A 23,326-nucleotide genomic window follows, 5' to 3' on the forward strand; every position below is an offset into this window, starting at 1 on the left:
CAATAAAAAAGGCGAGCAGTCAGCAAGCCACTCGAATAACCTGCATAACCGTCGCCCTCCTGTCCTCATAAGAAAACAGGTAAAAGCAAACGATTATTTTCTGGTTTCGAGTGTGCCGGATTTAATTCCGGCTCAGCATACCCGTTTGGTATGCTCCCACAAAATAATCTTAAATTGTACTTCTTAAAATATTATATGTTATTACACCGCCTTAGCCAAATATTTCCTTAGAAATATCAGCCTTATTTAAGCAAATAAATACGGGGAAAAACGATTCCCGCTCTCCCCCGTTTTATAAAACAGACGCGTAATTTATTTAAGCAATTCGGATATGTCGCCCGCAATGGCTTCCGGCGTTATGCCACTCTCGTTTAAGACGTCCTCAGCGTTGAAACGGTCCAAAAATTCCTTCCTAAAACCGTAATTTAACACTTTTACCGAAGAACTTCCGTAAAACCTGGCGACTTTCTCTCCAAAACCGCCGTCAAGAATGCCGTCTTCTAAGGTCACCACGATTTTATGATCGGATTTTAGCTCCTCAAGCAACGATTCGTCCAAACCGCTGATATAATACGGTTTTATCAAGGTAGGCTTTACGCCCGTTATGGCCTCTATCGCTGTGCACGCTCGCTCGCCTAAGCCGTAAAAACTCCCCAAAGCCAGCACCGCGACGTCTTGCCCCCTTTGCTCCACGCCGTAGCGGTTTAAAACACTCCAGTCCCTTTCTACGGGCTTGGCGCCGTTTATCACTTCTACGGGTACTCTTATCGCTACCGGGTGTTCTCGCTGTTTAAGCGACCAATCCAGCATGGAAAAATATTCCTCCTTGGTGACAGGCGCCAAATATACCAGATTGGGAATATTGGACAGTAAAGGTATATCATATATACCCAGGTGCGTAACGTCGTTCATCGCGTATATGGAAGCCCAAAAGTTCAAAATAACCGCGGGGTTTTTATTGATGCACAAATCTTGGGAAAGTTGGTCAAACGTCCTTTGGACAAACGTGCTGTATACGCCCCATACCGCCTTGCCGCCGCCGCACGCCACGCCTGAAGAAAGCGCGACGGCCGTTTCTTCCGCTATGCCGACGTCCACAAACTGCACACCCGCCTCTTTTCGTTTTTCTGCGTTAAAGCCGAAGACGGCAGGCGTACCGGAAGTCACGGCAACAAGAGTTTTATCTTCTTTCATTTTTCCAAGCAGATAATCCGCCGTCATTGAGGCATAATCCGCGCCACTGGCCTCCGCCAAACTCTTGCCGTTCTCCATATTGAAAGGCGCGCAGTAATGCCAGGCCTCTTTGCTTTGCTCTGCCGGGGTATAGCCTTTGCCCTTCTCCGTGCAAATGTGTACGACTACGGCTTTGTTTACGTCCTTTACGCTCTTAAACGCTTCTATTAAAGAGTTTATGTCATTGCCGTCTTTTACAAATACATACTCAAGCCCGAAAGCCTTGAATATATTTCTCTCGGCTTTGCCGTCGCTTTCCCTTAGAAGTTTAAGATTTTCATACAGGCCGCCGTGGTTTTCCGCTATCGACATATCATTGTCGTTTACCACTATTATAAGATTGCTCTTAAGTTCGGGTGCGTAGTCAAGCCCTTCCAAAGCCTCGCCTCCGCTTAAAGAGCCGTCCCCTATTACCGCTATCACATTGCCGCCTTCCCCCTTTAAATCCCTGGCTTTGGCCAAACCGCAGGCCAGGCTGACGGACGTCGAAGTATGCCCTATTGTAAAAAAATCATGTTCGCTTTCCTTAGGGTTGGAATAACCAGATACGTCGCCGTAGTGCTCCTCGTACAAAAAAGCGTCTTTGCGGCCCGTAAGCATTTTATGCGCGTAACTTTGATGCGATACGTCAAAAACAATTTTGTCTTTTGGGGAATCAAAAACATAATGCAAAGCTATCGTCGCTTCCACCATTCCCAAATTAGGCCCAAAATGCCCGCCCCTTTTGCTTAATTTCTTAATTAAAGCCTCCCTGATCTCGCCCGCTAATACCGTTAAAGCATTTTTATCCAGTTTCTTTACGTCTTGAGGTCCGTTTATTTGCTCTATATACATTTATATTTCTCCTTTTATCAAGCTATAAACAATAGCGTCCCTTAAACGCCAAAAGCTTTATAATATTATTGTAGCAATTGGAGTTCGCTCTAAGTCAAGATAAAGAAGCAATTAAATGTATTATCAACCCAATTTTTTTATAGAATATAAAAAAGGTTAAATTATAAAGGAGCAAAAAATATGAAAAAGACAACACCGTTCCTGTTTATACTCACGCTGTCAGCGGTAATTTGCGCTTTCGCATTTGCCGGTTGTGCCGCCTCGCAAACGACTGCGGCCAAAACAAATACTATGACTTTGGACGAGGCCTTACAAAAATCAGCTGAAACCAGACAGAAAATCAATGATATTAAAGAGGCTTACAATACCGCAAAAGAAGCCGATAAGGCGACAAACGCCTCAGCTTCTGCTTTAGACGCCGCCAAAGCGGCCGCACAGGAGAAAATAGACTCCGTAAAACAACAGATTGAAGACGAAAAGAAAGCTTGGAAGGAAACCCTCTCCAATTAACTCTTTTTAGCGCAATGAGAACGGCTCTCCTCTGAGAGCCGTTTTTTATTCTCCATATAGCCGCAATTATTTACCAAACAGCTTAATAATCATCTGCCGGCAAACTCCTATTGATGAAACGATACTGTAAAAATCAATGCTCCGATGCAAATTCCTTGCTTTAACTTCGCGCTCTGCCCATATGCCCATAAGTATAAAAAACGTTTCAAAAAATATCCCCCAATCCCTTTTAAACCTAAAAGGTGTTCTGCAAAAAAAGCCCCGCATTTTAACGCGGGGCTTAAATACTTTAACGCTCTTTGTCTATTTAAGATGTTTGCCTACCAAACCGGCCATCTCGAACATGCTGATCTGCGTTTTGCCGCCGAATATCGGCTTCAATACGTCATCGGCATTTATCATTCTCTTGTTGGCCTTGTCCTGAAGGTTATTCTTCTTAATATAGTCCCAAAGTTTCTTGACTACTTCGGTCCTGGGAAGCGGAGCCGCTCCAGTTACCTTAGCAAGATCTGCGCTCGGGGTTAAAGGCGCCATAAATTTAGCGTTTGCTTTTGCCATTGTTATTTCTCCTATATTATTTTACAAGCTCTTCCACTTTGGGAGCTGCGTTTAAAATTTCTTCGCTGCAGCCTTCTTTGAACTTTTCGAAGTTCTTTACGAAAGCGGCTGCGAGTTCTCTGTACTTCTTATAGTACTCGTTCTTATCTGACCAAGCGGCCGAAGGCTGTAATATCTCAGAAGGTACGCCTTCGCACTCGGTCGGAATTTCAAAGCCGAATACGTCGTCTTTTACGAATTTGACGTCATTAAGTTTGCCGTCCAAAGCCGCATTAAGCAAAGCCCTGGTATGCTTGATGCTGATTCTGCTGCCGACGCCGTAAGGCCCGCCGACCAAACCGGTGTTCACCAACCAGCATTTGGCATTGTGTTTTTCCATCTTCTCTTTCAAGAGTTCGGCATATTTGGAAGGATGCAAAGCCATAAACGGCCCGCCGAAGCAGGTGCTGAACGTCGGCTGAGGTTCCTTCACGCCTTTTTCGGTTCCAGCGACTTTGGCGGTATATCCGCTCATAAACTGATACATCGCCTGTTCTTTGGAAAGCCTTGAAATCGGCGGCAATACACCGAAAGCATCATAAGTAAGGAAGATGATGTTCTTCGGGTGGGGTCCGCGTTCGCTGGGTACGGCATTGTCAATGAAGGTTAAAGGATAGGAAGCGCGGGTGTTTTCCGTTATTTCGGCGCTGTCCAAATCCAGTTTTCTGGTATTGTCGTCAAATACGACATTCTCCAAAATCGTGCCGAAGCGATGCGTCGTGGAGAATATCTGAGGTTCGGCTTCTTTGGAGAGTTTTATTACCTTCGCATAGCAGCCGCCTTCAAAGTTGAATACGCCGTCATTGTCCCAGCCGTGCTCGTCATCGCCGATAAGCCCGCGTTTAGGATCGGCCGAAAGCGTCGTTTTGCCCGTACCGGAAAGACCGAAGAACAAAGCGCTGTCGCCGTTAGGCCCGACGTTCGCGGAGCAGTGCATCGTCATAATATTCTTGAGCGGCAGCATATAGTTCATTACCGTAAATACGGATTTCTTAGATTCGCCCGCATAGGCAGAACCAGCTATCAATACCACTCTCTTTTTAAAGTTGATGAGTATCGCCGTCTCGGAAGCCGTACCGTCAGTGGCGGGATCGGCTTTAAGACCCGGCAAAAATACTACCGTGAATTGAGGTACAATCTTCGTCCTTTCTTCGGCTTTAGGCTCGATAAACATATTCTTGGCGAAAATGTTGTGCCAAGCATATTCGTTGATTACTCTGATAGGCATTCTGGAGGCTTCCGCACTGCCTACATAAGCGTCGCGTACGAACAAATCTATGCCTTCCATATACTTAAGGGCTTTGTCAAAAAGGCTGTTAAAATGTTCTTCGCTTATGCCTTTGTTGCCTTTATGCCACCAAAGCGTATTTTTTACGTCTTCGGTTTCCACGAAAAATCTGTCGTTGGGAGCGCGGCCCGTAAGTTTGCCAGTCGTTACCGTTAAGGCGCCGCCGTCGGTTATATTGCCTTCTCCCTTCTCAAGAGCCTTTTCGTAAAGCTCTTCAACCGTGAGGTTCCAATATACGGTTTTGTTTGTCTTTATTCCCAATTTATCAAGACCGTATTCGCTCTGATAAGCTGTAGGGTTTATCTTTTTCATTTTTACCAATCCTTTCTTACAATTTTATCGCCGATTTTTATCTCGGCAGGCGCGGCCTTGTCCAAAGCCCACCTTATCCTTCTTAAACCTTCTATAATATTCTCCTCGGCCGCACAGTAGCTTATTCTTAAGTATCCGTCCAGTCCGAACGATACGCCGGGTACCGTCGCCACCATTACCTTATCAAGCAGAAACGCCGATAACGCCAAAGAGTCTTTATTATAGCGGCTGAAATCCGCAAAACAATAGAACGTGCCTTTGGGAGCCAGAACTTTCACCCCTTCTATCTTTGAAAGTTCGCTCAAAAGCGTGTTTCTATTATTTTCCAAAATTTTGCGCAGTTCGTCCACAACTTCTTGGCTTCCCTGCAATGCGCCCAAGGCACCCGCTTCCGACAGCGCGCTGTTGCACGATGTCGTCTGCGCCTGCATGCGCCCCATAGCAGCGATAACTTCCTTGTTGGTCGATACCGCCCACCCTATCCTAAGCCCCGTAAGGCCGTATAACTTCGATACGCCGTTTATGGCGACTATATTATCGGCATTGTCGGTATACTCAAAAGGGCTGGGCGCCTTCACGCCGTCAAAAACCAGCTGATGATAAATATCGTCCGTCATCAGCCATATGTTCCTGCTGCGGCAAAGTTCAACCGTTTTCCTTATAAAATCCGCGCTAAACAAAACGCCCGCCGGATTGCTCGGGCTGTTTAACATTATCGCCTTAGTCTTTTCCGTTACCGCGTTCGCGAGTTCCTCAAAGGTGATTTCTATACCCTCTTTGGGCTTTACCGCTACGGGAACACCACCGACAAGTTTTATCATATCGGGATAGCTGACCCAATACGGCACGGGGAAAACCACTTCGTCGCCTTTGTTGATCGTACTCAAAAGAAAGTTATATATCGCCTGCTTCGCGCCAGAAGATATAATAATATTTTTATTATCCACTTCTATACCGTAGTGCTCTTTGGTATAGCGCGCGACGGCTTCTTTCAGTTCCGCGCCGCCCGTGGTCGGAGAATATTTTATCTTGCGGCTTTGCGCTTTCTTTATTATCGCGTCAACCGCGCTTAACGGCGCGGGTATCTCAGGCTCGCCCCCGCCCAAATGGATAACGGGTAAGCCTTCCTTCTTTAATGCGGCCGTTTTCGCGTTTAATTTAAGAGTAGGCGAATCGCCTATCGTTGAAGATAAATTGCTAAGTTCCATATCTCCCTCTTAGTACATTATACCTTTATTGCCCGTCCTTTTTAAACCCCTAAGCCCGCTTAGACAAAAATATCCGTTTTACCGATTAAAATCCCTTTTTTCCTCTATACGCGGCGCTTCAGGCCGACAAATATATATAATTGTCTTATGAAATGGAACCCCTGGCACGGCTGCCGCAAATATTCCGAAGGCTGCCTTAATTGTTATGTATACCGTATCGATTCCAGACACGGAAAAGACAGCTCTTTAATCCTCAAGAACAAAGACTTTGATTTGCCCCTCAAAAAGAGCCGCAGCGGCAATTTTAAAATACCTTCCGGCGAAACCGTTTACACCTGCTTCAGTTCCGACTTCTTTCTCCAAGAGGCCGACCAATGGCGCGACGAGGCTTGGCGTATGATTAAATTTAGATCGGACCTGCATTTCTTTATGACCACAAAACGAATACTGCGCCTGCCAGATATGTTCCCCCCGGATTGGCAGGACGGGTACCCTAACGTAACCATCGCCTGCACCGTGGAAAATCAAAAGCGGGCCGATGAACGCCTGCCCGTTTATCTGGAATTGCCGATAAAAAATAAAATTCTTATTTGCGAACCGCTCCTTACGGAACTTGATTTGGCGCCTTACCTAACACCGCAGATACTTGAAGTCGTCGCGGGCGGTGAATCCGGCTCCAACGCCAGACCCGCACGTTTTGAATGGTTCCTTAAACTATCCGCCCAATGCAAAAAAGCGAAAGTGCCCTTCAAATTCAAGCAGACGGGTGCGAACTTTATCAAAGACGGAAAACTATATAAAATCCCCCGCAATCTTCAGCATATACAAGCTCAAAAAGCAAATATAGATTTTTATTGATCCAAAAATTCAGACTTATCGGCCGCGGCTATGTAGGAATCGGCCTCCCGAAGCTGCCTGATTTTATAGCAAAGCGGTATCACCGCAAAAGAGATAAGGCTCATCACGCTGACAAGCAGGAAAAATTCCTTATATCCCAAAACCACCTGTAATTTGCCGCTTATCATATTGGGGATCATCATACCAAAAGCCATTATGCCCGTAGATATGGCATAAAAAGAAGTTTTGTATTTCCCCTGCGAAACAAACATCACAAATACCGTAAAAGCCATCATCGCAAGGCCGTTGCCGAAATTTTCCAAAACAAGCAATGTCCCTATAACCCACAGACCCGGCCGAAAATACGCCATATAGGCGTAAAAGAAATTGGGCAAGACGAGTATCAGCGCGAAATACCATATACATTTTCTAAATCCGAACTTGGATAATATGTATCCGCCCAATATATTGCCAGCTATCACCGCCAATAAGCCCAAGGTGCCTTTGATGTAACCAAAAGCCTCGGTGCTCAAGGCCAAAGCCCCTTCCGCCTCCGGCTTTAGAAGAAACGGCACCACCACCTTTTCCAAACACGCGTCGCCGAAACGATATAGCAGTATGAAAAGAAGAATATAAATTATATTTTCCTGTTTGAAATAGCTCTTGAATACGTCCGCGAAGAGATATCCCCTTTCCAGCACCGCCGCCTTATCGGCCTGAGGACGAGGCAATATAAATTTATGATAAGTCGTCACCAAAAAAGTAAAAGCGGCCAAGGCGCATAACACCATACTCCACGCCGCGGCCTCACTGTCGCCCAAGGCCCGAGCCTTGCCCGCCAATACCACCAATGGTCCGCTGATAAATATCATCGCGAACCTGTAAAACACCGTACGCCAGCCGACAAATTCGCTCTGGCGTTTGCCGTCAAGCGCTATCATATAGTAGCCGTCAAGCGCGATGTCGTGCGTCGCCGATATCGCCGCGCCCGCGAAAAAACCTATTATCGAAAAAGTAAAGAAATTATCCCACTTCAAACAAAGCGCCAAAAACAAAAATACCAAAGCCAAAGCGTACTGCGTGGCAAGTATCCAAAAACGCTTCGTCGCGTTGCCCTCAACCAAAGGCGACCAGAACATCTTTAAAGCCCATGGCAGGTACAGCCAGCTAGTCCAAAAGATAAATACGTCGTTGGGAACACCCAGCTTGGAATATATAACCGCGGAAAGTATGTTTATTACGGCATAGGGAACACCCTCCATAAAATAGGCCGTCGGTATATACGCCCAAGGGGAAATATTCTTAAAATTCATAAACGCTCCAAAATACCGTCATTTATTTGTTTAAGTATACAAAAAATGTATTTTATATGTATAATCTCTACTGGAGAAATTTTATTTATAGGATTAACAATGAAATCAAAACTTATAAAAAAACCAAGCGACGATTTAATAATTTTCTTAAGCGGCTGGGGCTGCGACGATAACCAATTCAAAAATATGCACAGCGAAAAAAATGTTTTTCTCTGCTGGGACTATTCCGACATCAGCTTTGATTTTGACGCTTCCAGCTACAAGAATGTTCATCTTCTGGCTTATTCGGCGGGGGTCTTCGCCGCAGGGCTCATAAAAGACAAACTGCCCCGGCTGAAACAAAAAATAGCCGTCAACGGCAATCCACTGATGTTTGACGATTATTACGGCATACCCAAAGACGTTATAAAAGTTTTCAAGGGGCTTAATCTTTCAAATTATATGGCCTTCAGACGCGATTATCTTGTGGCGAGCGAGGAGGAATTGGAAAATTTCAACAAAAACTCTTCTATGAGGACTTTCGAAAGCTGTTTTGAGGAACTTGATAATCTGCAAAAACTTGCCGCAAGCAATTATCCCGTAATGGAATTTGACAAAGCAATAATCGCCGAGAAGGATAAAATATTCTCCCCCGACAGACAAAAAGAATATTTCCGCGGAAAGTATAAAACTTTAAATGATTGCGCGCATAATGTATTTTATCGCTTTAAGAATTTTGACGAAATTTTAAGTTTCTGACGGGAAAGACAAATATTTCCTTCTTAACAGCGCGCTAATTTTATATAATATATTGGAATTGGAGAGGTGTGTGAGTGGTTGAAACAGCAGGTCTCGAAAACCTGTGTACCGCAAGGTATCGAGGGTTCGAATCCCTCCCTCTCCGTTTTTTATTGCCTTATTACCAATATAACAGCCTTTTTCCCAAGACTTATTTTCTCTATTTGACTGTAGTTTTTTGTCCAGGTTGATTGGTACGGTTAGATAGATTATTTTGGTAAAGTAGGCTTTGTGTGGGCGTTTTTGGGTCGGAAAAATTAAGTGTTCCAAAAAAATCAAACTGGAAAACTGGACTTTTTCTGGACTGTACGGATAGATTGAGATTTGTATATTATCAGTGAGATACGCACCAAATTTGAACTGTACGGATAATTTGATTATTTCGGAATAGTCCAGTTCCACAAAATTTTACAAAAATATCATAAGGTTTGAGAATTTGAAACAAGGTCGGAAGTTTTTTCTTAAGGTTGGAAAATTTTTACATCAAATTTGAGAATAAACGAAACAAATTTGAAACAAGTATTTTTCAATTGATACGAAACCGACATAAAATTTGTATTGTTGGGCAAGTATGCCTAACCAACTAACCCAGGCTTATGAAACCTTAGAGTTCAGTTATTCTAAATAGTTTTTTACCTTATAATAATTATGTATTTATTTAAAAATTATATTAGAGAGGAAATAATGCCTTCAGATAAATATTTAAAACAAGTAACGCTTGGAGAAGTAAAAATACTCAATGACAAAATTAATCTCCAAGAATATAACCCTGATTGGGCTGATATGTTTGAAGAAGAACGAAAAAGAATTTTGAATATTATTAACATGAAAAATGTTTTAATAGAGCATGTCGGCTCTACTTCTGTGCCAAATTTATGTGCAAAGCCTATTTTAGATATTTTGCTTGGGGTTCAAAATTCAGCTGATGAATCTTCTTATATTCCAGCTTTAGAAAGTATTGGCTATACCCTAAAAATAAGAGAACCGGATTGGTATGAACATAGAATGCTAAAAGGATTTAATCCTGAAGTTAATCTTCATGTGTTTTCATTAGACTGTGAAGAATTGCAAAAAATGATACAGTTTCGAGACTGGTTAATACATAATAAAGATGATAGAGAAAGATATGCTAATGTAAAAAGAATGCTTGCAAAAAAGACTTGGAAATATCTTCAAAACTATGCTGATGCAAAGTCAACAATAGTTGGTGAAATTTTGGAACATATTAAAGAGCAAAACAATAAATAACTTTTCTAAATTTGTTATATTTTAACTAAAAAGTTTGTAGGTTAGGGGTTCTTGTCCCAACACAAAGTGTCCAAAAATAATCAAACCATCTGTGACAAGAAATCAAACTATGTGTTCTTTTACATCCAGGTTGATTTGTACGGCTAGATAGATTATTTTGGTAAAGTAGGCTTTGTGTGGGCGTTTTTGGGTCGGAAAAATTAAGTGTTCCAAAAAAATCAAACTGGAAAACTGGACTTTTTCTGGACTGTACGGATAGATTGAGATTTGTATATTATCAGTGAGATACGCACCAAATTTGAACTGTACGGATAATTTGATTATTTCGGAATAGTCCAGTTCCGCAAATTTTTACAAAAATATCATAAGGTTTGAGAATTTGAAACAAGGTCGGGAAAATTTTTCCGACCTTGGGTTGAGCAACTTCATTAGTATAAAATTTTAATTATTGCCTATAAAATCAAGCGTTTCTCCATCATCAGGGATTAACAGATTACCAATATTATTTTTAGTTTTAAATTCTTTTAAATCTTCTCTTGTAACAGAAAGATGGCTGACTGTATCTAAATGACTTGCAATTACTTTTGCGTCAGGCGCAGCATCCAAAACATTTTTTACATCTTCAATATTCATAATTATGCGTTCTCCGTTCAAAAGAGTTGCAGCACAGGCATTTACTACTATAACTTCAGGCTTGTATTTGCCTAAGACATCTTTTACTTCCTCACACCAAATTGTATCGCCTGCAATATACAATGTTTTTTCATTATTTGATTTAAAAACAACACCCATTGCATCATAAGGCAAGCCAACAGAATCGCATAACGGTTTTATTATCTCTCTTTTGCCATGTTGGGTACAGGTTTTGAATAGGGTTATGCCGTTGTATTCCGTTCCTGCATCTTGTATAATCTCAACATTTGTAAATCCTCTTAAAATGACGTAATCTTTATCAACAGAAGATTGTACAAAAACTTTTATATTTTTATCCAGAGCTTTTTCTGCGAATTCATCCCAGTGGTCAGGGTGAATATGGGTAATAATAACTGCATCAACATCGACAATTTTTTCAATTTCAAAAGGCAACTCTACTCTTGGCTGACGAATTTCAGAATTTATTGCCATATCAAACCCGGGCATATAATCTTTGGACATAAGCCAAGGGTCTATTAAAAATTTTGTATTATTATATTCAACTATAATTGTTGCATTTCTTACTTGTGTAATTTTCATTTAGGTTTCCTCCTTTAATAAAGCAATTTTATACATTTATTATCATTTTGACAAGAATGCACTTTTTTGTATAATACTTACTAAAAAGTAAATTAGGTATTTTAATTATGACAAAGCATAAAAAAGATGAATATAAATGTCCGCTTGAAGCAACAATGGAGATAATCGGCGGGAAATACAAAGGAGTTATAATCGGACACCTTATAAATAAAACATTGAGATATAACGAACTGCAAAAACTAATTTCTCACGCTACACCCAAAATGCTTATTCAGCAGTTAAAAGAACTTGAAGCAGACGGAATAATTAAACGGAAACTTTATCCGATAGTGCCGCCAAAGACTGAATATTCGCTAACAAAAAGAGGTGAAACACTTATTCCGGCAATTATTGAGTTGAACAAGTGGGGTATGAACTATTTAAAAGAAGAAAATATCCCCTGTGCCTACAAAGGTGATATGGATTAATACGTAATCAACCATAAAAAGACCACTTGACAATGGGTGAACGTTTTGAAATTTCAATTTGTTCATTTATTTAAAATTTTAAGTTTATGTTGCCCAAAATAATCAAACCATCTGTAACAAATAATCAAACCATGTGTTCTTTTACATTGACGACTAGTAATCAAAACAGATACAATATAAGCTCTTACCGAAAGGTAGGATAATTAACATTTGAGATATTAGGAGAACTAATGAAAAAGAAACTTACTATCGCATTATTGGCGGTATTCATCGCGCCCCTGGCCTTCGCGCAAGGCAATTGGGGTGCCGCTGTAAAATTTGGTGCAGCCGAAACCGATCCCCAAACTTTACAAAAAGTATTTGATGCCGTTGGTGGAGATTTAACTAAAGGATACGGCCTTTTCGGTTTGGAAGCTCTATATGAAATGAATGTCGAAAATCAACATAAAGTGGGTGTAAAGCTCGGTCTTGACTTCTACGGCAACAACGAATATGAAAATAATTTTATATCCAAGATAACCGAGGAAACTTATGCCATCCCTCTTACCGTTTATTATAAATGGGACAATGGCGTAAAGAATTGGAGCTTCTTCGCGGGTGCGGGTGCCACCTATATGAAGGCCGAAATGGATAATGACACCGACAGCTACAACGAATCTAAAATATTCCCCCACATTACCGGCGGCGCGGAATATAGATTTACCGAACTATTTGCTTTGGGTATTGACGTAAAATACAATTTCAACGCCAAACTTGAAAAGCATATAGAAGCTATCGACTATAAAACCGACAGAAGCGGTATCAGCGGTGCTTTGGCTGCCCGTTTTTACTTCTAATAAAAAAACAAAAAACGAAAACCCTCGGCCAAAACCGAGGGTTTTTTATTGTCCTTTATCTATATTTTAATATCTTCCCCATTGCCAAAGTTTGTAACAATCAAACAGCTTTTATTCTGTCGGAACAAAAAGACAATAATAAAGAGGCCGCGCGATTTAATTTATCGCCCGAATAGAAAGAAAAATTTTTTCTGTCCAAACAATACTGCATCAAATCTTTAGACTCCCCGTTCAGCTTCCCAAAAAGCTCCCTTTTACTGCGCGGATATTCCCCCGTATTACAATAATACTCCGCCTGTAAAATAAAGAAAATGCCTTTGTAAATCCCGCTCAAGGAAGACGCAAAATCCGAGTCATACAAAAAAGAATGCGCGCAAGCGTGATACAATGCCTCGCAGCCGGTTTTGACGGCGTCTTTGGCGTCTTCCTTACGCGGAACGGGAACAATATCCTTCAAATCGCCGTATAAAGGCTTAGTGTCAAAATACAGTTGGAACACTTCTCGCTTGCTCCAATTGGCGAGCTCGGCGCGTCCGCTTATAAAACCGCAGGCCTTATCGGAATGGGGCATTGTCTTTATCAATTCTTTATATTTTCCCAAATCGGATAAAGACACTTCTTCCAATACCGCCACGATGTCAATATCGCTGTTTTCATCGGCTTCCCCCCTTCCGTAGCTGCCTTGATAGCCGAGGAATAAAAGCCTATCCCCAAACGCAGCCTTTAGCTTTGAGAGCAACACTACGCTCCATTCTTTTATATCTATTATGCACCCGCTAGTCATTTATTTCTCCTTCGCCGAGGATTTCTCTGTTCTACACCGCTTTATAAAGTTATACAATTCGTCAATATTTGCATTAGTCCCGGACAATGGATAAGACAAAGTGTTTCTTTTCTGCAAAGAAGCCAAAATCTTTTGAAATATATTATAGCCCTCTATTATAACCTTGGCGCGTTCCTCTTTTAATTCCAGCCTTAAAAACACCTTCCCCTTAATTTTATCCAAATAAATATTTTCCATATCCACCCATTTGACAAATCCTTCGGGGAGTATTGCGCCTTTTTCATTTATCGTCAATATTAAAGGATTCCTAAAAAATTTCAAAAAAGCGAAAGAACCGAACACCGTAAAAAAAAGCAGAGAAACCCAACCCAAAATTTTATACAAAATCGGGCTGTCATAATGGTGTCGGCCCGGATTGGGATCCGAGGCTAAAATCTCCGCGTTAAAAATAAAAAACAGACCAGCACAAGTAAAAAAAAGAATGGCAAAAAAGATAAGAATTAAAGTCTTTTTCGTATAGTGTATTTTAAATTCTTTAACCGCTCCGATTTTATCCATTTTACCCTCGTATCCCGATATTTATAACTTCCGTTGATATTATATTGCCATACGCCATATGCGCTAAAGCGAGGAAATATCAGCACTGTCGTTTAGTTATATTTTATTGTAAACAAAGTCGGGAAGCACTTTTAAAATCCACGCTATCAGCCGCCAACGCTTTGTTATATAGGTTACAGCATTGTTCTTGGCTATGGCGCGGGCTATTTGCCGCGCTGCCTTATCAGCAGGGGCAACCCAAAACAACCCCTCCTTGCCGCCGACGCCTTTGGCCATGGCCGTATCGACAAAACCCGGTATTATTGTGCAGACTTTCAAATTAAGTTTGTTCTTAAGGGCTTTCTTCCTAAGCCCCTCAAGATAGTTACTTACATAAGCCTTGCTGGCATAATAAGATGGTGCCAAATCCGACCCCCTGAAAGAGGCGATGCTGGATATCCCGGCAAGCGCGCCTTGCCCGCCGTACTTGGGCAAATTTCTTTCAAAATAATTATACGCCGCGATGGCCGCGTCGGTAAAGCCCAAAACATTTGTCTTTACGGTATCAAGTTCTGGCCCGGCATTTAAAGAAGCGTTTATCTCCCCTATTCCGCTGCAAATTATTATTATGTCTATTTTACCCATATCTTCGTGTACGCTTTTTATCAAATCCGCGCAGGCAAGCGCCTTGATATCGGAAGCATAGGTAAAAACCCTTGTGGGATTTACCCGTTTGAGTTCATCCAAAAGAGCTTGACGCCGCCCGCTTACCCCGACAACACAACCCAAATCCAAATAATACTCGGCCAAAGCTCTGCCTATGCCGGAAGTCCCGCCTATTATAAAAATGTTCTTTTTCTCCATAGTATTTATTATAATTTATTATATCTTCTAACGGGGTAATCATGACAGTTCAATACGAAAATAAAGAACAATGCGATATATGTTCCGGGCGAAAGCTGGAAAATCTTTTCAAAATAAGGAACTTGGAGGGTTTACACGGCCAATTTAATCTGCTTAAATGCAAAGATTGCGGTTCTTACTATACATCTCCTTATCCGGCACCTCAAACCATAAGCGAATTATATTCTGAACGGGAAAACAATCAGAATTTTGATTTAAAATCCAATTATTTTATAGATTTATTAAAGGATATTTCCGCGAAAAAGACTTTGAAAAATTTTATCAAAAAGACAAATCTGCGCCCCCGCTCGATTTTGGACTTCGGTACGGTCAACGGCAGATATGCGGCAATGTCCTCAATTCTTTTCCCCCAAGCCGAAATAACCGCCTGCGACTTTATGGCGGATAAACCATCAAGATTGGAAGAACCACCTTTTAGACACATAAAATATATTACCACCCCCCAGCTTCTTAATAGCGGGGAAAAATACGACTTAATACTCTTAAGACACGTAATAGAGCACATTTTTAAGCCGCTGGATTTCCTAATCGGCTTATCAGGAAAACTTACGGAAAAAGGATTTATATACATAGAAGTCCCGAATATAAACGCCTTGTATTCCATTCCCCTTCTGCGCAATCATTACAGCGGATATAATCCTCCATATCACCTTACCCACTATGATAAATCCGCCTTGAGCCTTCTATTGTCAAAAACTAATATGGATTTTAAAATTTGGCAGCAGAGCATGCCACTATCCTCTAATGCTGCGGCGTCAATATGCAAAAGGAAATTAAATCCGTTTTTTCAATTCATTGGAATACTGCTGCACCCTATCCAAAAAGCCGGCGCGGCGATAAAAGGCGAAAAAGAGGTTCTTTGCGCCGCCGTAAAGAACAAATAGTATAATTATAGTTACCAACAAGGGGGGCTTTTTATGAAATATAATGATAATGCAAAAAACGACCTAACAGCCTTGTCCAAAGGCGCGTTTTTAATATCTCAAGACGCGGGGCAGACAAACATTATGACCATCGCCTGGGGCGCAATAGGCAATATTTGGGGCAAACCCGTATTTATAGCTCTTGTAAGGAAAACCCGTTTCACCCATGAACTAATAAACAATTCCAACGAGTTTACAGTAGCTATCCCGCATGAGGATATGTCAGAAGCTTTGGCGCTATGCGGCACCAAGTCCGGGCGGGAAATGGATAAAATGGAATTTTTGGGGTTAAAAACCGTACCCAGCAAGGAAATCAATACCCCCACTCTCGACTGCAAAGGTACGCATTACGAATGTATGGTGCTATATAAAACCGATATGAAACCTTCGGAGTTGGACGAAATTACAAAAGAACGCTGGTACGGCGACAATGACTTCCATACCGTATACTTTGCCGAAATAGTAAATACTACGGAAAAGTAAATTAGAGATATCCGCAAAAAAATACGGGCCGCCTTTAAAGACGGCCCGTTTCTATCGTTTGGCAAAAATATTAAATTCCCAACTTTACCGCATTGCCGAATAAAAAGCGCAAAGTGTTTTTCTTAACAGTTTCACTTAGAATTGTGGATAATTCGTCCATAGCCGCGTAAAACACGGGCATATCTTCCACCTCTAGAGATGCTTGCGCTATATTCAACATATTATCTGCGCGGGCGGAAGCTATATAAGAACAAGTATTCAAATCCAGCGTATTGTAAAGGCACTGAGAGGAATAGCGATAATACTCCCGCAACAGCATTTCGGAGTGATATTCGTCGTAATATATACTTTGATACTTTTCTGGGAAAGCATCATTGGGGACTATAAGCCTTAAAGATTTGCTCCTTTCCGAATATTTATTGCGTAAAGCCACTAAATGTTTATGGAATTCTTCCACTTGGGTACTGGTACCGTAACCGCTGTCCAGCTCCAATTTGTTATACTTCATAGGCGCTTTTTTAAGTTTGGCAAGTTTTCGTTGATATTCGCTATTTTCCGCAGCAGCTTTAACTTTGGCGTCATAACGTTTTAAAAAAACGGCAACTCTGCTGGCGCTTTCTGGCGTCATATCTCGGTTTTGCGACTGGTATTGAGAATCTAAAAATTTAGTTTCCAAAATTTTTAGCAATTCAACGCCTTTTTCGGAAGAGGAAAAATCTTCTATCTGGAATTCCCCCCCGCTGAAAGAAAATTTACCCATCGGATCAACCTTATTGTTCTGAGCGCTCAACGGTGAAAACAATAAACATAAAATAGCAAACGAGATACAATATTTCATATTTACGACTCCTTACAACAGTATAATATAAAAACGAACAACTATATTTTTAATTGTACCACGAGTGTTCTTGGCCCACAAGGGACTTTAGTCCCATCTTTTTTATAGGTCTTTTGGCCTAATTCCACAAAAATATATGATTTTTTGGATAGAAATTACATACATAGCAGTTCCATTTTATAAGAGGATAAATTATTTTTTAAGTCTATCGACCTTTATACTTGCAAAATGTTAAAATATATATATGTTAAAGACAATATTCTTCGGCACGCCGGACGTCGCCGTACCTTTTTTGGAATTATTAAACGAAAAGACGGAAGTCGTCTTGGTCGTAACTCAGCCCGATAAGCCTTTCGGCAGAGGATTAAAATTAAAACCTTGCCCGGTAAAAGAAAAGGCTCTTTCCTTAGGGCTTAACGTAATATCGCCGGAGAAACTCAAAGACAATGTCGACTATATAAAGTCAATGGGCGCGGATATCGGCATAGTAGTAGCCTATGGCAAAATTTTTAGGAAGCCCGCTTTGGAGTCGACAAAATTGGGGCTCTTAAATATCCATTTTTCGCTTTTGCCCGCCTATCGAGGAGCCGCGCCGGTGCAATACGCCTTATTCAATGGCGAAAAGAAAACGGGCGTAAGCGCCTTTTGGATAGAAGAAGGTTTGGATAGCGGCCCTATGGCCGCGGCTTTACCTTGCGAAATACTTCCAACGGACGACGCTAAAACTCTGTTCCCGAAGCTGATAGATCTGGGTAAAACGGCTTTGAAGCAAGTCATCGCGGATATAGAGAAGGGCGAGATAAAAAAAATTCCTCAGCAAGGTGATATTTCTTTGGCTCCCTCAATAGATAAAAGCAAGACCGTAGTTTCGTTTAAGGATATGACGGCCGAGGAAATACATAATATCGTCCGCGGTTTGGCCGCGGCTATGCCTGCCTACGCAAAAGCCTTAACTAAAGACGGCCAAATTATCCAACTGATAGAAACTGAACTTTCCGAGCAGAAATCGGATATGGCCGGCGGGCAGATAACTTTAATTGAAAGGAACAAAGGCTTTTTTGTAAAATGTAGAGAGGGCGTTATAATGATAAAAACGCTGCGTCCGGCCGGCAAAAACATAATGACGGCAGGAGCTTACATAAACGGCAGGAAGATGACTGCCGGGGAATTCTTTTTTGAGTAAACTATGAAAAAAGACAAAGAATTAAGAGATGATTTTCTAGACGATAAACCGATAGTATTCGCATCCGTTTTCAAGGCTTTGGCGGTACTGTGCATAATAGGCGTATTTTTGGCGATTGTAGGATTTTTCTCGTTTGACTGGGCTTTTTCGGCCATAGTACACAGCAGGGAAGAAACCACCGTTCCCGATTTATCAAAAAAACCAGTAGATACGGCCATAGACATTTTAGCCAACGCCAATTTGGCAATATTTAAGGCGGGTGAAGAGTTCCAGCCGGAAATACCCTCCGGTTCGGTAATAAGGCAACTCCCCCCCGCGGGAACGATAGTAAGGGAAGGCAAAGTCGTAAGAGTATGGCTCAGCCAAGGCAGCGAGAATATCGAAGTACCCGATGTTACTGGCGTATTGCAAAGGAACGCCGAACTTATGTTAAGGCAAAGCCATCTTACCGTAGGTCTTAAGCAGACAGCCTCTTCCCTAACGGTGGAGAAGGGCTACGTAGTCAGCCAAACGCCTGCGGCGGGCGAACTGGTAAGCAAAGGCCAACCGATAGATTTGGTAATATCAAGCGGCAAACCTTTATCCTCACAAATTTTAATGCCTGACTTCAGACAGAAAAAACTGCAGGAAGCAAATCGCTGGGCCTCGGAAAACAATATAGAAATACAACTTACCGAGGACAAGAACTCCATGTTCCCCAACAGCACTATAATAAGGCAGTACCCTTCGCCCGATACGGAAATTACGCCTAAATCGTCGATAGAAATAACGGTAAGCACACGCCCCGTATCCGACGACGAAAAAACGCACCGTATCTATTACGAATTGCCGCAAGGCAAAAACCAGAACAGGGTTAAGATAGTTTTGATAGACTCAATCGGCGAGCGGGAAGTGTTGAACGAATATAGGCAGCCCGGCTCCAAGATAGACCTGACGGTTCCTTACGGCGGCGACGCCAAGTTCAGGATATATGTTGACGGCGTATTAGTACGCGAAAAGGAAATGAAATGATAAAACTGCCCGCGCGCGCCGATTGGCCCCAAGATAACACTGTTATAGCGCCTTCGATATTATCGGCAAATCAGCTTATTTTGGGCGAGCAGGTAAAACAGGCGCAGCTGGGCGGAGCGGATTGGCTCCATATAGACATAATGGACGGGCACTTTGTGCCGAATTTAAGTTTCGGGCCCGCGACGGTAAAAGCGATAGACGGCTTTACAACTTTAGCGCAAGACGTACACCTGATGGTGGAAAAGCCAGCGGATTTCATAGAGCCGTTTATAAAAGCTGGCGCCAGCTCTTTGACTTTGCATATAGAAAGCAAAGGCGATATAAGGAAATTGCTTGAAGGAATAAAAGACAAAGGTTTATCCTGCGGCATATCGATAAAACCCGATACCAAGCCTTGCGATATAGCCCCTTATGTCGATTTGATAGATTTGATATTGGTAATGAGCGTATATCCCGGTTTTGGCGGGCAGGCTTTTTTGGCCTCAAGCCCTAAGCAAATATCGGATATACGGGAAATAATAAAAACAAGCGGACGCGGAATCTGGCTGGAAGTTGACGGCGGCATAAATAAAGATACCGCCGCTAAAGCGGTAGAAGCCGGCGCGGACGCTTTGGTAGCGGGTAACGCTGTATTTGGGCAGAGCGACATAAAACAAGCTATCGCGCAGATACGCCAAGCGACAGAGCTTAGATAAAGATTTTAAACAAAACTAAATTTGCCGAGTCCTTCATGGAAACGGCAAATAAAAGGAGAAGAAAATGGCAGTAGTAATCAGACTCCAGAGAACCGGCAAACGCACTCAGCCGCAATACAGGATTGTAGCTGCGGAAAAGAGAAGCGCGGTAGGTTCCCAGGCTAAAGAAGTACTCGGGACTTATAATCCCTGCGTAAAAGAAACAGAGCAGATTAAGCTTGACCTTGAAAGAGTAAACCATTGGGTAAAAGTCGGCGCGATACCGTCTAAGACTGTGGCCTCTTTAATCAAAAAAGCAAGCAAATAATTGCCTGCCTTTAACAAAAAGGTGTTCTTATGAAAGAAATGGCAATATTCCTGCTGACTTCACTGGCGACGAAGAAAGAGAGCGTCGTGGTGGAAGCCAAAGAAGAACAAAATAATGTTTATCTTACGGCAAAAGTCGATCCTTGCGACAAAGGCAAAGTGATAGGGAAAGACGGGTGTATAATCAAAGCGGTGAGGACTGTACTAAGCGCCGCGGCGGCCAAAGCCAACAAGAAGGTATCCCTAAAACTGGAAGACTGATGAAAATTGATATTATAACCTTGTTTCCCGAAGTTATGGAACCTTATCTCTCAAGCAGTATAATGGGCAGAACAAGGAACAAGGGGATAATTGAAATAGGGTATTTGAACCCGAGGGTCTTCACAAAAGATAAACATAAAACTGTTGATGACAGGCCATACGGCGGCGGGGCCGGAATGTTAATGAAAGCCGAACCGCTCTATCAGGCCATAAAACAATTAAAGAAGCAATCACCCTTGAAAGGGAAAAAGCCTTTAGTTGTTATGACAAGCCCGCGCGGTAAAGTGTTTAACCAAAAGCTGGCAAAAGAGCTGGCGAAAGAAAAGCACCTAATATTCTTATGCGGGCATTACGAGGGCGTAGACGCGAGGATCTACCCCGAAATAGACTTGGAAATCTCTTTGGGCGATTTTATCCTTACCGGCGGCGAATTGGCCGCATGCGTGATGATAGACGCTTTGACCAGACTTCAGCCCGGCACTTTCGCCAAGCAGGACGTAACGGCGAAGGAGAGCTTTGAGGATAACCTCTTGGAAGCGCCGCAGTATACCAGGCCGGAAGTATGGCGCAGAAGAAAAGTGCCCGCCGTGTTGTTAAGCGGGAACCATAAAGAGATTGAAGAGTGGAAGTTAAACGAGGCTTTAAAAATCACGAAGAAATTAAGGCCCGACTTGCTTGATAATAGACCTCTCAAAACAAGCGAAGAAAAGAAAAAAAGACTCAAGAGGAGAAAATAGAAGTATGAATATGAACGAAATTGCCGCAGCGCAATTAAAAAAAGACCTGCCTTCCTTCAAAGCGGGCGATACGGTAAGAGTATCGGTAAAAGTAGTAGAAGGCGATAATGAAAGGATTCAGCTTTTTGACGGCGTAGTAATAGCCAGAAGAGGCAAAGGGATAAGCGAAAGCTTCACCGTAAGGAAAGTATCCTTCGGCGTAGGGGTGGAGCGCATTTTCCCCTTGCATTCCCCGAGAATTGAAAAAATAGAAGTATTGAAAGTCGGCAAAGTAAGAAGAGCTAAACTCAACTACTTGAAGAAACTTTCCGGTAAAGCGGCCAGACTGCAGGAAAAGGCCAAAGTGGTGCCGGGTTCCCAAACGGTAAAAGAGACCGTAACTGAGGAAAACGTTGCCCCCGCCAAAACCGAAGAAGTAGCGGCCGAAACGAAATAAAAGCATTTACACAAACAACCCCGGCAAAATAAATTGCCGGGGTTCTTTTTTGCTTCACAGAATAATATCAAACTAAACAACAGCCCCTTTTCAAGGTTTATACTATTACAAAAATAAATTTTTCGATTTCAGAAAGCAATCGGAGTAAAAAGATTTATAAAGCACAGCGCAGAATATAACAGATTATTTGCCAACCTGTCCCACGGTAAAAGTGTGAATGAAAGGATAGCTGTCGTATTCATCGGGGGAAATATCTTCGGGGATTTGTTTTATTCTAACAATCAGATAATACTTCCCGTTTGAGGCCGCTTTCGTTATTTGCAGGAGGGCTATCTCGACATTCTTCTTATTCTTGTCGGAGTCATCTTCAGGGAGCTTTTTGTTTTCCGTTTCCATAATAAGGATAGAAGACTGCGACAGAGAAAACTCAAAATCATAAGCGATATTTCTCTCTTTCAATAGCAGCTTGTATTCTGGCCTGGATATTTTTATCCGCCCATTCTTATGGCGGGTATATTTAACTCCACTTTAGATGATTTAACAGGCAAGAGGAGAGAATATTCATAATTTAAACTGCGCTCGTATGTAGCTTTAAAATCCCAAACGGGCGCTTTTGATTTTGAGACATTTTTATTTTTAAGGTAGGCTTTACGCAATTCTTCTTTTAACGCTCTTTCGTTTTGACGTTGCACTACGCGCTGGAGCTCCGCTCTGTTTCGCGCTTTCGCCCCCTCCAGCGTGGCCTGGGCACATATAAAGTTGCCGCATATTAAAAAAAGCATAAATAATATTGTTCGATGCATAGTCAAATCCGATAGAAATATCCCTATTATTTTATATTTTTCTACACCAATTAAAAAGGGCGCACTCGTTAAGAGTACGCCCTTCAAGTTGTTAAAAAGTTATTTTTTTGAAGCCTTTTTAACCGCTTTCTTTACACATTTCTTGGCGGCTGGTTTCTTTACCGCCGCTTTCTTTACGGCAACTTTTTTGGCCGCCGGTTTCTTGGCGCAAGCCTTCTTGCCGCAGCAAGACTTCTTTGCACAAGCTTTCTTAGCCGCAGGTTTCTTTACCGCGACTTTCTTCACAGCGGCTTTCTTAGCCGCCGGCTTCTTTACCGCAGCTTTCTTTACCGTCGCTTTCTTTACGGCCACTTTTTTAGCCGCCGGTTTTTTGGCTGCTACTTTCTTCTTTACAGGCATTTTATTTCTCCTGAATATAAGGATATAACTTCAATGAAATAATACTACAAAACAAAAATATTTTCAACTTTTTTGTAAAAAATGGATAAAATTTTTTAAAAAAAATCAAGTCCTTAACCGCCTATACATTTTTTATTTTTCTCGTCTGAGAATTTAACTTTTTTTTAAATTTTTTCCATATTTCCAAATATTTTATTTTTCTTTTATTTAAAATAATTTTTTTAATTTAAGAAGGATCATCTTTTTTCATTTTTGCGAAAACATTTTATTTAATCTTTACATAAACAATCGTCTTTTAAAAATATTTTTATAC

At 41.8% G+C, this 23,326-nt stretch carries 27 protein-coding genes, 1 tRNA gene and 1 pseudogene; 16 read left to right on the forward strand and 13 right to left on the reverse strand.

Features of this window, described 5'->3' with window-relative positions; genetic code table 11:
* Window positions 1-312 precede the first annotated feature (312 nt).
* Entirely contained in the window at window positions 313-2,067 is a 1,755-nt protein-coding gene (locus ACQY3M_RS00350) for a 1-deoxy-D-xylulose-5-phosphate synthase (RefSeq protein WP_428065123.1), read from the reverse strand.
* A 180-nt stretch (window positions 2,068-2,247) separates the two neighbouring features.
* Between ACQY3M_RS00350 and ACQY3M_RS00355 the strand changes: the two genes are divergently transcribed.
* Entirely contained in the window at window positions 2,248-2,577 is a 330-nt protein-coding gene (locus tag ACQY3M_RS00355; protein WP_428065125.1) for a hypothetical protein, read from the forward strand.
* Window positions 2,578-2,880: 303 nt separating this feature from the next.
* Here the strand turns inward: ACQY3M_RS00355 and ACQY3M_RS00360 are convergent, their stop codons facing one another.
* Genes ACQY3M_RS00360 through ACQY3M_RS00370 form a run of 3 tightly spaced genes read right to left on the reverse strand, consistent with a single transcriptional unit; the run spans window position 2,881 to window position 5,982 of the window.
* Window positions 2,881-3,135, reverse strand: a complete 255-nt coding sequence (locus ACQY3M_RS00360) for an SWIB/MDM2 domain-containing protein (RefSeq protein ID WP_428065127.1) — start codon at window positions 3,133-3,135, stop codon at window positions 2,881-2,883.
* A gap of 16 nt (window positions 3,136-3,151) precedes the next feature.
* Window positions 3,152-4,774, reverse strand: coding sequence for a phosphoenolpyruvate carboxykinase (ATP) (gene pckA / locus ACQY3M_RS00365; protein WP_428065129.1), 1,623 nt, complete (start codon window positions 4,772-4,774; stop codon window positions 3,152-3,154).
* A 2-nt stretch (window positions 4,775-4,776) separates the two neighbouring features.
* On the reverse strand, window positions 4,777-5,982 hold the full coding sequence (locus tag ACQY3M_RS00370; protein ID WP_428065131.1) for a pyridoxal phosphate-dependent aminotransferase: 1,206 nt from the start codon (window positions 5,980-5,982) through the stop codon (window positions 4,777-4,779).
* Between the two features lie 132 nt (window positions 5,983-6,114).
* On the opposite strand from ACQY3M_RS00370, the gene ACQY3M_RS00375 reads away from it, so the two are divergent.
* Complete coding sequence (locus ACQY3M_RS00375) at window positions 6,115-6,840, forward strand: DUF5131 family protein (protein WP_428065756.1); 726 nt, start codon at window positions 6,115-6,117, stop codon at window positions 6,838-6,840.
* On the opposite strand, the gene ACQY3M_RS00380 is transcribed toward ACQY3M_RS00375, so the two are convergent.
* Window positions 6,834-8,132, reverse strand: a complete 1,299-nt coding sequence (locus ACQY3M_RS00380; RefSeq protein WP_428065133.1) for an MFS transporter — start codon at window positions 8,130-8,132, stop codon at window positions 6,834-6,836. The genes ACQY3M_RS00375 and ACQY3M_RS00380 overlap by 7 nt on opposite strands.
* A 99-nt stretch (window positions 8,133-8,231) precedes the next feature.
* On the opposite strand from ACQY3M_RS00380, the gene ACQY3M_RS00385 reads away from it, so the two are divergent.
* From ACQY3M_RS00385 to ACQY3M_RS00395, 3 genes are all read left to right on the forward strand, one after another.
* Window positions 8,232-8,870: a pimeloyl-ACP methyl esterase BioG family protein gene (locus ACQY3M_RS00385; protein ID WP_428065135.1), complete on the forward strand. Its 639-nt coding sequence runs from the start codon at window positions 8,232-8,234 to the stop codon at window positions 8,868-8,870.
* A gap of 60 nt (window positions 8,871-8,930) precedes the next feature.
* Window positions 8,931-9,015, forward strand: a tRNA-Ser gene (locus tag ACQY3M_RS00390).
* A 578-nt stretch (window positions 9,016-9,593) separates the two neighbouring features.
* Window positions 9,594-10,157, forward strand: coding sequence for a GrpB family protein (locus ACQY3M_RS00395; RefSeq protein WP_428065137.1), 564 nt, complete (start codon window positions 9,594-9,596; stop codon window positions 10,155-10,157).
* 441 nt (window positions 10,158-10,598) lie between these two features.
* Here ACQY3M_RS00395 and ACQY3M_RS00400 read toward each other — a convergent pair whose 3' ends face one another.
* Window positions 10,599-11,390, reverse strand: coding sequence for an MBL fold metallo-hydrolase (locus ACQY3M_RS00400; protein ID WP_428065139.1), 792 nt, complete (start codon window positions 11,388-11,390; stop codon window positions 10,599-10,601).
* 107 nt (window positions 11,391-11,497) lie between these two features.
* Here ACQY3M_RS00400 and ACQY3M_RS00405 point away from each other — a divergent pair, with 107 nt between their 5' ends.
* Window positions 11,498-11,857 carry a winged helix-turn-helix transcriptional regulator gene (locus tag ACQY3M_RS00405; protein WP_428065141.1) on the forward strand — a complete coding sequence of 120 codons (360 nt, stop codon included), beginning with the start codon at window positions 11,498-11,500 and terminating at the stop codon, window positions 11,855-11,857.
* Window positions 11,858-12,087: 230 nt separating this feature from the next.
* Window positions 12,088-12,693, forward strand: coding sequence for a porin family protein (locus ACQY3M_RS00410; protein ID WP_428065143.1), 606 nt, complete (start codon window positions 12,088-12,090; stop codon window positions 12,691-12,693).
* Between the two features lie 100 nt (window positions 12,694-12,793).
* Here the strand turns inward: ACQY3M_RS00410 and ACQY3M_RS00415 are convergent, their stop codons facing one another.
* From ACQY3M_RS00415 to ACQY3M_RS00425, 3 genes are all read right to left on the reverse strand, one after another.
* Window positions 12,794-13,477, reverse strand: a complete 684-nt coding sequence (locus tag ACQY3M_RS00415) for a nucleotidyltransferase domain-containing protein (protein WP_428065145.1) — start codon at window positions 13,475-13,477, stop codon at window positions 12,794-12,796.
* A complete protein-coding gene (locus ACQY3M_RS00420; protein ID WP_428065147.1) occupies window positions 13,478-14,035 on the reverse strand; it encodes an STM3941 family protein in 558 nt (185 codons plus the stop codon).
* A 96-nt stretch (window positions 14,036-14,131) separates the two neighbouring features.
* Entirely contained in the window at window positions 14,132-14,878 is a 747-nt protein-coding gene (locus tag ACQY3M_RS00425; protein ID WP_428065149.1) for an SDR family NAD(P)-dependent oxidoreductase, read from the reverse strand.
* Between the two features lie 41 nt (window positions 14,879-14,919).
* Here ACQY3M_RS00425 and ACQY3M_RS00430 point away from each other — a divergent pair, with 41 nt between their 5' ends.
* Together ACQY3M_RS00430 and ACQY3M_RS00435 are read left to right on the forward strand one after the other, a co-directional pair.
* Entirely contained in the window at window positions 14,920-15,822 is a 903-nt protein-coding gene (locus ACQY3M_RS00430) for a class I SAM-dependent methyltransferase (protein ID WP_428065151.1), read from the forward strand.
* 33 nt (window positions 15,823-15,855) lie between these two features.
* Entirely contained in the window at window positions 15,856-16,344 is a 489-nt protein-coding gene (locus ACQY3M_RS00435; protein ID WP_428065153.1) for a flavin reductase family protein, read from the forward strand.
* 70 nt (window positions 16,345-16,414) lie between these two features.
* On the opposite strand, the gene ACQY3M_RS00440 is transcribed toward ACQY3M_RS00435, so the two are convergent.
* The gene (locus ACQY3M_RS00440; RefSeq protein WP_428065155.1) at window positions 16,415-17,182 is read right to left on the reverse strand and encodes a hypothetical protein; all 768 of its coding nucleotides are present in this window, start codon (window positions 17,180-17,182) and stop codon (window positions 16,415-16,417) included.
* 244 nt (window positions 17,183-17,426) lie between these two features.
* Here ACQY3M_RS00440 and fmt point away from each other — a divergent pair, with 244 nt between their 5' ends.
* From fmt to rplS, 7 genes and pseudogenes are all read left to right on the forward strand, one after another.
* A complete protein-coding gene (gene fmt, locus ACQY3M_RS00445; RefSeq protein ID WP_428065157.1) occupies window positions 17,427-18,365 on the forward strand; it encodes a methionyl-tRNA formyltransferase in 939 nt (312 codons plus the stop codon).
* A 3-nt stretch (window positions 18,366-18,368) separates the two neighbouring features.
* A complete protein-coding gene (locus tag ACQY3M_RS00450) occupies window positions 18,369-19,376 on the forward strand; it encodes a PASTA domain-containing protein (protein ID WP_428065159.1) in 1,008 nt (335 codons plus the stop codon).
* Complete coding sequence (gene rpe / locus ACQY3M_RS00455; protein WP_428065161.1) at window positions 19,373-20,071, forward strand: ribulose-phosphate 3-epimerase; 699 nt, start codon at window positions 19,373-19,375, stop codon at window positions 20,069-20,071. Before ACQY3M_RS00450 ends, rpe begins: the two co-directional genes overlap by 4 nt.
* Before the next feature lie 64 nt (window positions 20,072-20,135).
* A complete protein-coding gene (gene rpsP / locus ACQY3M_RS00460; protein WP_428065163.1) occupies window positions 20,136-20,378 on the forward strand; it encodes a 30S ribosomal protein S16 in 243 nt (80 codons plus the stop codon).
* 29 nt (window positions 20,379-20,407) lie between these two features.
* On the forward strand, window positions 20,408-20,638 hold the full coding sequence (locus ACQY3M_RS00465; RefSeq protein WP_428065165.1) for a KH domain-containing protein: 231 nt from the start codon (window positions 20,408-20,410) through the stop codon (window positions 20,636-20,638).
* Window positions 20,638-21,375, forward strand: coding sequence for a tRNA (guanosine(37)-N1)-methyltransferase TrmD (gene trmD / locus ACQY3M_RS00470; RefSeq protein ID WP_428065167.1), 738 nt, complete (start codon window positions 20,638-20,640; stop codon window positions 21,373-21,375). The genes ACQY3M_RS00465 and trmD overlap by 1 nt, the downstream gene beginning before the upstream one ends.
* Window positions 21,376-21,379: 4 nt before the next feature.
* Window positions 21,380-21,709, forward strand: a pseudogene (gene rplS, locus ACQY3M_RS00475) (50S ribosomal protein L19); the annotation flags it as partial.
* A 285-nt stretch (window positions 21,710-21,994) separates the two neighbouring features.
* Here the strand turns inward: rplS and ACQY3M_RS00480 are convergent.
* The 3 genes from ACQY3M_RS00480 to ACQY3M_RS00490 all read right to left on the reverse strand — a co-directional run bounded on the left by ACQY3M_RS00480 (window position 21,995) and on the right by ACQY3M_RS00490 (window position 23,013).
* Window positions 21,995-22,270, reverse strand: coding sequence for a hypothetical protein (locus ACQY3M_RS00480; protein WP_428065169.1), 276 nt, complete (start codon window positions 22,268-22,270; stop codon window positions 21,995-21,997).
* Between the two features lie 29 nt (window positions 22,271-22,299).
* Window positions 22,300-22,593 carry a hypothetical protein gene (locus tag ACQY3M_RS00485; protein WP_428065171.1) on the reverse strand — a complete coding sequence of 98 codons (294 nt, stop codon included), beginning with the start codon at window positions 22,591-22,593 and terminating at the stop codon, window positions 22,300-22,302.
* Window positions 22,594-22,713: 120 nt separating this feature from the next.
* Window positions 22,714-23,013 (reverse strand): histone H1-like repetitive region-containing protein, encoded by a 300-nt coding sequence (locus tag ACQY3M_RS00490; RefSeq protein ID WP_428065173.1) that lies wholly within the window; start codon window positions 23,011-23,013, stop codon window positions 22,714-22,716.
* Window positions 23,014-23,326: the final 313 nt, after the last annotated feature.

The organism is Candidatus Proelusimicrobium volucris, from assembly GCF_959605025.1.
Classification (GTDB): domain Bacteria; phylum Elusimicrobiota; class Elusimicrobia; order Elusimicrobiales; family Elusimicrobiaceae; genus Proelusimicrobium; species Proelusimicrobium volucris.

Excerpts from the sequence above, each read along its gene's own strand:
- ACQY3M_RS00465 (WP_428065165.1), top strand. The coding sequence starts at position 20,408 with ATGAAAGAAATGGCAATATTCCTGCTGACTTCACTGGCGACGAAGAAA.
- ACQY3M_RS00440 (WP_428065155.1), bottom strand. The coding sequence starts at position 17,182 with ATGAAATATTGTATCTCGTTTGCTATTTTATGTTTATTGTTTTCACCG.
- fmt (WP_428065157.1), top strand. The coding sequence starts at position 17,427 with ATGTTAAAGACAATATTCTTCGGCACGCCGGACGTCGCCGTACCTTTT.
- ACQY3M_RS00430 (WP_428065151.1), top strand. The coding sequence starts at position 14,920 with ATGACAGTTCAATACGAAAATAAAGAACAATGCGATATATGTTCCGGG.
- ACQY3M_RS00405 (WP_428065141.1), top strand. The coding sequence starts at position 11,498 with ATGACAAAGCATAAAAAAGATGAATATAAATGTCCGCTTGAAGCAACA.
- ACQY3M_RS00370 (WP_428065131.1), bottom strand. The coding sequence starts at position 5,982 with ATGGAACTTAGCAATTTATCTTCAACGATAGGCGATTCGCCTACTCTT.
- ACQY3M_RS00420 (WP_428065147.1), bottom strand. The coding sequence starts at position 14,035 with ATGGATAAAATCGGAGCGGTTAAAGAATTTAAAATACACTATACGAAA.
- ACQY3M_RS00355 (WP_428065125.1), top strand. The coding sequence starts at position 2,248 with ATGAAAAAGACAACACCGTTCCTGTTTATACTCACGCTGTCAGCGGTA.
- ACQY3M_RS00400 (WP_428065139.1), bottom strand. The coding sequence starts at position 11,390 with ATGAAAATTACACAAGTAAGAAATGCAACAATTATAGTTGAATATAAT.
- ACQY3M_RS00385 (WP_428065135.1), top strand. The coding sequence starts at position 8,232 with ATGAAATCAAAACTTATAAAAAAACCAAGCGACGATTTAATAATTTTC.
- ACQY3M_RS00395 (WP_428065137.1), top strand. The coding sequence starts at position 9,594 with ATGCCTTCAGATAAATATTTAAAACAAGTAACGCTTGGAGAAGTAAAA.
- ACQY3M_RS00360 (WP_428065127.1), bottom strand. The coding sequence starts at position 3,135 with ATGGCAAAAGCAAACGCTAAATTTATGGCGCCTTTAACCCCGAGCGCA.
- trmD (WP_428065167.1), top strand. The coding sequence starts at position 20,638 with ATGAAAATTGATATTATAACCTTGTTTCCCGAAGTTATGGAACCTTAT.
- ACQY3M_RS00485 (WP_428065171.1), bottom strand. The coding sequence starts at position 22,593 with ATGCTTTTTTTAATATGCGGCAACTTTATATGTGCCCAGGCCACGCTG.
- rpsP (WP_428065163.1), top strand. The coding sequence starts at position 20,136 with ATGGCAGTAGTAATCAGACTCCAGAGAACCGGCAAACGCACTCAGCCG.
- ACQY3M_RS00450 (WP_428065159.1), top strand. The coding sequence starts at position 18,369 with ATGAAAAAAGACAAAGAATTAAGAGATGATTTTCTAGACGATAAACCG.
- ACQY3M_RS00425 (WP_428065149.1), bottom strand. The coding sequence starts at position 14,878 with ATGGAGAAAAAGAACATTTTTATAATAGGCGGGACTTCCGGCATAGGC.
- ACQY3M_RS00490 (WP_428065173.1), bottom strand. The coding sequence starts at position 23,013 with ATGCCTGTAAAGAAGAAAGTAGCAGCCAAAAAACCGGCGGCTAAAAAA.
- ACQY3M_RS00350 (WP_428065123.1), bottom strand. The coding sequence starts at position 2,067 with ATGTATATAGAGCAAATAAACGGACCTCAAGACGTAAAGAAACTGGAT.
- ACQY3M_RS00410 (WP_428065143.1), top strand. The coding sequence starts at position 12,088 with ATGAAAAAGAAACTTACTATCGCATTATTGGCGGTATTCATCGCGCCC.
- ACQY3M_RS00415 (WP_428065145.1), bottom strand. The coding sequence starts at position 13,477 with ATGACTAGCGGGTGCATAATAGATATAAAAGAATGGAGCGTAGTGTTG.
- ACQY3M_RS00435 (WP_428065153.1), top strand. The coding sequence starts at position 15,856 with ATGAAATATAATGATAATGCAAAAAACGACCTAACAGCCTTGTCCAAA.
- rpe (WP_428065161.1), top strand. The coding sequence starts at position 19,373 with ATGATAAAACTGCCCGCGCGCGCCGATTGGCCCCAAGATAACACTGTT.
- pckA (WP_428065129.1), bottom strand. The coding sequence starts at position 4,774 with ATGAAAAAGATAAACCCTACAGCTTATCAGAGCGAATACGGTCTTGAT.
- ACQY3M_RS00380 (WP_428065133.1), bottom strand. The coding sequence starts at position 8,132 with ATGAATTTTAAGAATATTTCCCCTTGGGCGTATATACCGACGGCCTAT.